Genomic DNA, 5,554 nt, shown 5'->3' on the forward strand with positions numbered 1-5,554 from the left:
GTTGTTGGTTGGGAACCGCATAGTGGACGCGTAGCATGTGTGATTTTCACTCCCCCTTGGTTTCCACCGTGGGTGGGGTGGGGGGGTGTGTGGTGTAAGTTATCGGCTTATTAGTACCGGTCAGCTTCACAGGTCGTTAGTCCCTGCTTCCACATCCGGCCTATCAACCCAGTGGTCTGGCTGGGGGCCTCTCACACTCAAGGTGTATGGAAATCTCATCTTGAAGCAGGCTTCCCGCTTAGATGCTTTCAGCGGTTATCCCATCCGAACGTAGCTAATCAGCGGTGCACTTGGCAGTACAACTGACACACCAGAGGTTCGTCCGTCCCGGTCCTCTCGTACTAAGGACAGCCCTTCTCAAATTTCCTGCGCGCGCAGCGGATAGGGACCGAACTGTCTCACGACGTTCTAAACCCAGCTCGCGTACCGCTTTAATGGGCGAACAGCCCAACCCTTGGGACCTACTCCAGCCCCAGGATGCGACGAGCCGACATCGAGGTGCCAAACCATGCCGTCGATATGGACTCTTGGGCAAGATCAGCCTGTTATCCCCGAGGTACCTTTTATCCGTTGAGCGACGGCCATTCCACAATGTGCCGCCGGATCACTAGTCCCGACTTTCGTCCCTGCTTGAGATGTCTCTCTCACAGTCAAGCTCCCTTGTGCACTTACACTCGCCACCTGATTGCCAACCAGGCTGAGGGAACCTTTGGGCGCCTCCGTTACTTTTTAGGAGGCAACCGCCCCAGTTAAACTACCCATCAGGCACTGTCCCTGACCCGGATTACGGGCCGAAGTTAGATATCCAGAGTGACCAGAGTGGTATTTCAACGATGACTCCAGGCGAACTAGCGTCCACCCTTCACAGTCTCCCACCTATCCTACACAAGCCACACCGAACACCAATACCAAACTATAGTGAAGGTCTCGGGGTCTTTCCGTCCTGCTGCGCGTAACGAGCATCTTTACTCGTACTGCAATTTCGCCGAGTTTATGGTTGAGACAGCGGGGAAGTCGTTACTCCATTCGTGCAGGTCGGAACTTACCCGACAAGGAATTTCGCTACCTTAGGATGGTTATAGTTACCACCGCCGTTTACTGGGGCTTGAATTCCCAGCTTCGTCCCACGCAAGCGTGGAACTAACCGGTCCTCTTAACCTTCCAGCACCGGGCAGGAGTCAGTCCGTATACATCGTCTTGCGACTTCGCACGGACCTGTGTTTTTAGTAAACAGTCGCTTCCCCCTGGTCTCTGCGGCCCTGATCCCCTCCCGGTAGCAAGTACCGGTCAAGGTTGGGGCCCCCCTTCTCCCGAAGTTACGGGGGCATTTTGCCGAGTTCCTTAACCATAATTCTCTCGATCGCCTTAGTATTCTCTACCTGATCACCTGTGTCGGTTTGGGGTACGGGCAGCTGGAACCTCGCGCCGATGCTTTTCTAGGCAGCATAGGATCACCGAATTCCCCCATACGGGGGTCCCATCAGATCTCAAGCACGGTATCTAAACCAGGACCACGGATTTGCCTATGGTCCGCCCTACATCCTTAGACCGGGACAACCATCGCCCGGCTCGGCTACCTTCCTGCGTCACACCTGTTAATACGCTTACCTCCCGAGATCAGGTCCCGCGATCGGCAAAAAACCACGTCACCACAAGGGTGGGCGGTCATGCTTCTGGCGGTTAGTATCCCTCGATCAGTATTGGCGGTTCTTCGCCGGTACGGGAATATCAACCCGTTGTCCATCGACTACGCCTGTCGGCCTCGCCTTAGGTCCCGACTTACCCAGGGCAGATTAGCTTGACCCTGGAACCCTTGATCATTCGGCGGACGGGTTTCTCACCCGTCTTTCGCTACTCATGCCTGCATTCTCACTCGTGTAGGCTCCACCGCTGGTTCACACCGCGACTTCACCGCCCACACGACGCTCCCCTACCCATCCACACCCCTGAACCAAAAGAACACGTCTCCGGCTTGGGTATACGCGTGAATGCCACAACTTCGGCGGTGTACTTGAGCCCCGCTACATTGTCGGCGCGGAATCACTTGACCAGTGAGCTATTACGCACTCTTTCAAGGATGGCTGCTTCTAAGCCAACCTCCTGGTTGTCTTCGCAACTCCACATCCTTTCCCACTTAGCACACGCTTAGGGGCCTTAGTTGGTGGTCTGGGCTGTTTCCCTCTCGACTATGAAGCTTATCCCCCACAGTCTCACTGCTGCGCTCTCACTTACCGGCATTCGGAGTTTGGCTGACGTCAGTAACCTTGTAGGGCCCATCAGTCATCCAGTAGCTCTACCTCCGGCAAGAAACACGCAACGCTGCACCTAAATGCATTTCGGGGAGAACCAGCTATCACGAAGTTTGATTGGCCTTTCACCCCTACCCACAGCTCATCCCCTCCATTTTCAACTGAAGTGGGTTCGGTCCTCCACGACGTCTTACCGTCGCTTCAACCTGGCCATGGGTAGATCACTTCGCTTCGGGTCTAGATCACGCCACTCACTCGCCCTATTCAGACTCGCTTTCGCTACGGCTTCCCCACACGGGTTAACCTCGCGACGTAACACTAACTCGCAGGCTCATTCTTCAAAAGGCACGCCGTCACAGAAACAAGTCTGCTCCGACGGTTTGTAGGCACACGGTTTCAGGTACTATTTCACTCCCCTCCCGGGGTACTTTTCACCTTTCCCTCACGGTACTGGTCCGCTATCGGTCATCAGGGAGTATTTAGGCTTACCAGGTGGTCCTGGCAGATTCGCACGGGATTTCTCGGGCCCCGTGCTACTTGGGATCCTCTCCAAACGGCGTCACGCATTACGGTTACGGGACTTACACCCTCTCCGGCCGGGCTTTCAAACCCGTTCACCTATACGCACGCACACATTTCACCAATCCGGCAGAACTGGTACGGAAAGTCCCACAACCCCAGTGATGCAACGCCCGCCGGCTATCACACACCACTGGTTTAGCCTGATCCGCGTTCGCTCGCCACTACTGACGGAATCACTATTGTTTTCTCTTCCTGTGGGTACTGAGATGTTTCACTTCCCCACGTTCCCCCCACGTACCCTATGTGTTCAGATACGGGTCACCCGGTCACTCGCGCGCCGGGCGGGGTTTCCCCATTCGGACATCCTGGGATCACAGTTCGGTTATCAACTCCCCCAGGCTTATCGCAGATTCCCACGTCCTTCTTCGGCTCCTGATGCCAAGGCATCCACCGTGTGCCCTTAAAAACTTGACCACAAAAATCACTCAGCTCACGAAGCCACCGCACACAACAAGCGAACCAGCACCCCCGCCCCACCCCACAAAGGAACAAGACAAGACCACCAGCACACCCATCACCGTGCGACACACTCCGCTCACAGTTTCTAAGATGCTCGCGTCCACTATGCAGTTCTCAACCAACAACCCCGACACACCCCCACCCACCCCACAACAGGGACGAGCACGGCATGCGCAGGAACACCAGAAACAACCAAACCCCCCACCCATCATCACCCCCGGGACGAACCCGGGAACCACGACGACAAGGAGCCCTGTTATCTCAGGACCCAACAGTGTGCCAAACACTCCACCCACCAACACCACCAGCATCACTTTCCAACCCCCCGCACACCACCTGGACAACCCCCACATCACTGCGAGGACCACCAGGCACCACACGACAGGCGTACTACGACACCAACGACATCACCAGATGAACCTATTTCTTGATATTCCACCCATGAGCACCCACCGCGGAACAAACGCCCGCGCTATGGGCCAACTCCTGCAAGGACACACACCCACCACAGAGGATGAGCGAGCAGACCTTGAGGCGCTCCTTAGAAAGGAGGTGATCCAGCCGCACCTTCCGGTACGGCTACCTTGTTACGACTTAGTCCCAATCGCCGGTCCCACCTTCGACGGCTCCCTCCCACAAGGGGTTAGGCCACCGGCTTCGGGTGTTACCAACTTTCGTGACTTGACGGGCGGTGTGTACAAGGCCCGGGAACGTATTCACCGCAGCGTTGCTGATCTGCGATTACTAGCGACTCCAACTTCATGAGGTCGAGTTGCAGACCTCAATCCGAACTGAGACCGGCTTTTTGGGATTAGCTCCACCTCACAGTATCGCAACCCTTTGTACCGGCCATTGTAGCACGCGTGAAGCCCAAGACATAAGGGGCATGATGATTTGACGTCGTCCCCACCTTCCTCCGAGTTGACCCCGGCAGTCTCCCATGAGTCCCCGGCATAACCCGCTGGCAACATGGAACGAGGGTTGCGCTCGTTGCGGGACTTAACCCAACATCTCACGACACGAGCTGACGACAACCATGCACCACCTGTAAACCGGCCACAAGTGGCTGACACATCTCTGCATCATTCCGGTTCATGTCAAGCCTTGGTAAGGTTCTTCGCGTTGCATCGAATTAATCCGCATGCTCCGCCGCTTGTGCGGGCCCCCGTCAATTCCTTTGAGTTTTAGCCTTGCGGCCGTACTCCCCAGGCGGGGCACTTAATGCGTTAGCTACGGCGCGGAAAACGTGGAATGTCCCCCACACCTAGTGCCCAACGTTTACGGCATGGACTACCAGGGTATCTAATCCTGTTCGCTCCCCATGCTTTCGCTCCTCAGCGTCAGTTACAGCCCAGAGACCTGCCTTCGCCATCGGTGTTCCTCCTGATATCTGCGCATTTCACCGCTACACCAGGAATTCCAGTCTCCCCTACTGCACTCTAGTCTGCCCGTACCCACCGCAGATCCGGGGTTAAGCCCCGGACTTTCACGACAGACGCGACAAACCGCCTACGAGCTCTTTACGCCCAATAATTCCGGATAACGCTTGCGCCCTACGTATTACCGCGGCTGCTGGCACGTAGTTAGCCGGCGCTTCTTCTGCAGGTACCGTCACCAACCCAAAAGGATAAGCTTCTTCCCTACTGAAAGAGGTTTACAACCCGAAGGCCTTCATCCCTCACGCGGCGTCGCTGCATCAGGCTTTCGCCCATTGTGCAATATTCCCCACTGCTGCCTCCCGTAGGAGTCTGGGCCGTGTCTCAGTCCCAGTGTGGCCGGTCACCCTCTCAGGCCGGCTACCCGTCGTCGCCTTGGTAAGCCATTACCCCACCAACAAGCTGATAGGCCGCGAGTCCATCCAAAACCACAAAAGCTTTCCACCAACACCGCATGCGCGGGAAGGTCGTATCCAGTATTAGACCCAATTTCTCAGGCTTATCCCGGAGTCAAGGGCAGGTTACTCACGTGTTACTCACCCGTTCGCCACTAATCCCCCCAGCAAGCTGGAGATCATCGTTCGACTTGCATGTGTTAAGCACGCCGCCAGCGTTCATCCTGAGCCAGGATCAAACTCTCCGTAAAAAACTACGAACACAACACCATCACCCGGGAAAACGGACAACAATGCTGCACAAAATTCGAAACCAGCCAAAAAAACCAGCCACCACCACAACGACGGCGACCAGCAAATTCAACCAATCAACAAACAATCGGTATCAAAAAACTTGGCACACTATTGAGTTCTCAAACAACAGGAGCAAACG

Annotated in this window: 2 rRNA genes; both read right to left on the minus strand. The window is 55.7% G+C overall.

The features are described 5' to 3' along the window. Window positions 1–89 precede the first annotated feature (89 nt). A 23S ribosomal RNA gene (locus Q0747_RS13815) occupies window positions 90–3,245 on the minus strand. Between the two features lie 590 nt (window positions 3,246–3,835). After that, window positions 3,836–5,372: ribosomal RNA gene (locus tag Q0747_RS13820) — 16S ribosomal RNA — on the minus strand. Together the 16S and 23S rRNA genes form the textbook arrangement of a ribosomal RNA operon. Window positions 5,373–5,554 lie beyond the last annotated feature (182 nt).

This window comes from uncultured Arthrobacter sp., assembly GCF_947493765.1.
Taxonomy (GTDB): Bacteria; Actinomycetota; Actinomycetes; order Actinomycetales; family Micrococcaceae; genus Arthrobacter_D.